2 protein-coding genes and 1 pseudogene are annotated in these 3,507 nt (G+C 66.2%); all 3 read left to right on the plus strand.

The annotated features are described in order from the left end of the window. The first annotated feature begins 282 nt into the window (after positions 1 to 282). Positions 283 to 1,302: a glucokinase gene (locus tag EN781_RS28805; RefSeq protein WP_126057296.1), complete on the plus strand. Its 1,020-nt coding sequence runs from the start codon at positions 283 to 285 to the stop codon at positions 1,300 to 1,302. A gap of 125 nt (positions 1,303 to 1,427) precedes the next feature. Beyond that, positions 1,428 to 3,284, plus strand: a complete 1,857-nt coding sequence (locus tag EN781_RS28810) for an ABC transporter ATP-binding protein (protein ID WP_126057297.1) — start codon at positions 1,428 to 1,430, stop codon at positions 3,282 to 3,284. Continuing rightward, positions 3,281 to 3,507, plus strand: a pseudogene (locus EN781_RS28815) (4-hydroxy-tetrahydrodipicolinate reductase); the annotation flags it as partial. The gene EN781_RS28810 and the pseudogene EN781_RS28815, both read left to right, overlap by 4 nt.

The following is a 3,507-nucleotide window of genomic DNA, read 5'->3' on the forward strand; positions in this document are numbered from 1 at the left end:
CCTATGTATCCGGTTCAAACTGTTACCCATCTATCGGCTGGACACTGGCCGCAGCGCTGGCACTCCTTTCCGCAACGCTGATGATTGGCGAAATCGCGAATGACAGCGTCCCTCTCCCCGTCACTATGCGGGGAGAGGTGCCGGCAGGCAGGTGAGGGGCAGCGCCAACGCTGAAAAGGACGAAATTCAAGCTGACGCGAAGCGGCTTTCCCTTTGCAAGCCCATGCGCTAGTTCAACGAAGAGACAAACGGCAGACTGCCGGAACGGGGACGAACAACAGCATGGCAGGTGAAGACGAGACAACGCTGCGGTTTCCGGTCCTGATCGGCGACATCGGCGGCACCAATGCGCGCTTCTCGATCGTGCTCGACGCCAATTCGGAGCCAACCGAGCCGCAGATCGTCCAGACGGCCAGCTTCAACACCATCGACGAGGCGATCCAGGCGGCGGTGCTCGACCGCTCTTCGGTGCGGCCGAATTCGGCCGTGCTGGCGATCGCCGGGCCGGTCGACGGCGACGAGATCCCACTCACCAATTGCCCCTGGGTGGTGAAACCGAAGCAGATGTTCGCCAATCTGGGCTTGAGCGAGGTCGTCGTGCTCAACGACTTCGAGGCGCAGGCGCTGGCCGTCGTCGCGCTCGGCGAGGAGCATATGGAGAAGATCGGCGGCGGCGCGCCGGAGCCGAACGCCAGCCGCGTCGTGCTCGGGCCCGGCACCGGGCTCGGCGTCGCCGGGCTGATCTATGCGCTCAACCACTGGATACCGGTGCCGGGCGAAGGCGGGCACATGGATATCGGCCCGCGCTCGCCGCGCGATTTCCAGGTTTTCCAGCATATAGAGCGGCTCGAGGGTCGCGTTTCCGGCGAACAGATCCTGTGCGGGCGTGGCCTGGTCAATGTCTACCGCGCGGTGGCCAAGGCCGACGGCAAGCCGGCGCCCTTCAGGGCGCCGGCCGAGATCACCGGCGCGGCGCTGGCGAAGTCCGACCCGGTGGCGGAGGAAGCGCTGTCGATGTTCGTCACCTGCCTCGGCCGCACCGCCGGCGACCTCGCGCTGGTGTTCATGAGCCGCGGCGGCGTCTTCCTCACCGGCGGCATCGCGCAGAAGATCGTGCCGGCGCTGAAAGCGGGCAATTTCCGCTCGGCCTTCGAAGACAAGGCGCCACACAGCGCGCTGATGCGGGCGATGCCCGTCTATGTCATCACCCACCCGCTGGCGGCGCTGCTCGGCCTCGCTGCCTATGCCAGGAACCCCTCGCTGTTCGGCGTGCAGACGGCGGGGCGGCGCTGGCGGCTGTAGCGCTTCGCGCCCTGGTTGTCGGATCGCGAATCGCGCCGCGACGAAGTTTCGCCATAGGCAAGCCGCGACGGGAACGCTAAGAGGGGTGCCGAATTTCCAGACGGAACCACGGAACGACCCTCGATTTGAACCAGCTTCAACACCAAGCGACGGCCCGGCCCGGCGAGACCTGGGCGGTGCTGCGCCGCATCATTGCCGAAAACGGCCGTGAATACCGCTCGGCCTATATCTTCGCCACTCTCTGCCTGCTGACAGTATCGGCAACGACGGCCTTCACCGCCTGGGTGATGAGCCCGGTCGTCAACCAGATCTTCTATGAGCGGCGCGGCGATCTGATCGTGCTGATCTGCGCCGGGATCATGGGCTCCTTCATGCTGCGCGGGCTCGCCACCTATGGCCAGGCGGTGACGCTGGCCCGGATCGGCAACAATCTGGTGGCGCGCTACCAGAAGCGCGTCTTCGACCATCTGATGAAGCTTGGCGTCGGTTTCTTCAACGACACGCGTTCGGGCCAGCTCGCTGCGCAGGTCAACGAGAATATCAACGGCATCCGCGACCTGCTGTCGATGACGCTGACCTCGATCGCGCGCGACGGGGTGACGCTGGTCGGCCTCATCGCCGTCATGATCTACCAGGATCCGCTGCTATCGCTCTCGTCGCTGCTGATCGGACCGCCGCTGATCTACACCGTCGTCTATCTGATGCGCCGCGTGCGCCGCATCGCGCGCGAATCCGTGCAGATCAACTCGCGGCTGATCGGCGCCATGCAGGAGGCGACGCAAGGCATAGCCATCGCCAAGGCGTTCACCATGGAGGGGGAACTGGCGCGCCGCATCGGCAAGCTCGCCGAGAGTGCCGAGCAGCGGGGCAACAAGATCGCCCGCGTCTCGGAGCGGCTGACGCCGATTTCCGACATGTTGGCCGGCCTCGCCGTCACCGGCGTCATCGCCTATTCCGGCTACCGGGCGCTGGTGCTCGGACAGCCACCGGGCGCGGTCTTTTCCTTCATCACGGCGCTGATCCTGGCCTATGATCCGGCTCGCCGCCTGGCGCGCATGCAGGTTGGCATGGAGCGGTCGCTGGTCAACGCGCGCATGATCTACGAGCTGCTCGACCAGCAGCCACAGCAGGGCGACGCGCCGGGCGCGGTCGAAGTGAGGATCACCAGCGGCGAGGTGCGTTTCCACAATGTCTCGTTCCGCTATGCCGCCGACGCGCCGGTGCTTAAGGAATTGAGCTTTACCGCCGCCGCCGGCAAGGTGACGGCCATCGTCGGCGCATCCGGCGCCGGCAAATCGACGCTGGTGGCGCTGCTGCAGCGCTTCTACGATGTCGAGGCCGGCAGCATCGAGGTCGATGGCCAGGACATTTCGAAGGTGACCAAGCAGTCGCTGCGCCAATCGATCGCCTATGTCTCGCAGGCGCCCTACCTGTTCGAGGGCACGATCCGCGACAACATCCGCTATGGACGGCTTTCAGCCAGCGACGCCGAGATCGAATGGGCGGCAAAGCAGGCGGCGGCGGATGACTTCATCCGCCAGCAGCCGCAAGGCTACGACACGCCAGTCGGCGAGAACGGCGTGACGCTGTCGGGCGGCCAGCGCCAGCGCGTCTCGATCGCCCGCGCCATCGTGCGCCAGGCGCCGATCCTGCTGCTCGACGAGGCGACCTCGGCGCTCGACAATGAGGCGGAGGCGCGCGTCCAGGAGGCGCTGACCCATGTCATGGAAGGGTGCACGACGATCGTCATCGCGCACCGGCTGTCGACGGTGGTCAATGCCGACCACATCATCGTGCTGGAGGAGGGCCGGCTGGTCGAGGAAGGCACGCATGCCTCGCTGATGGCCGACCCGCACAGCGTCTATGCCCGCTTCCACCGGGTGCAGGGCAAGAAAGGGCTGGGGCTTGTCGACGACGCCAAGCCAATCCAAACTCCAGTCCAGCGCAGCCGCGCGAAGAAGGTGGTGGGGAGACAGGCATGAGCGAAACGGGGGATATGGGCCTGGTGGTGGTGGGCGCGGCAGGCCGCATGGGCCAGACGCTGATCCGCGCCATTCACACGATGCCGGGGGCGCGCGTCGCCGGCGCGGTCGAGCGGCCAGGCTCGCCCTATCTCGGCAAGGATGCCGGCGAGCTTGCCGGCATCGGTATCATCAACGTGCCGATATCGGACGATCCGTTGCCGGCCTTCGCCAAGGCCGACGG

The organism is Mesorhizobium sp. M4A.F.Ca.ET.090.04.2.1 (assembly GCF_003999085.1).
Taxonomy (GTDB): Bacteria; Pseudomonadota; Alphaproteobacteria; order Rhizobiales; family Rhizobiaceae; genus Mesorhizobium.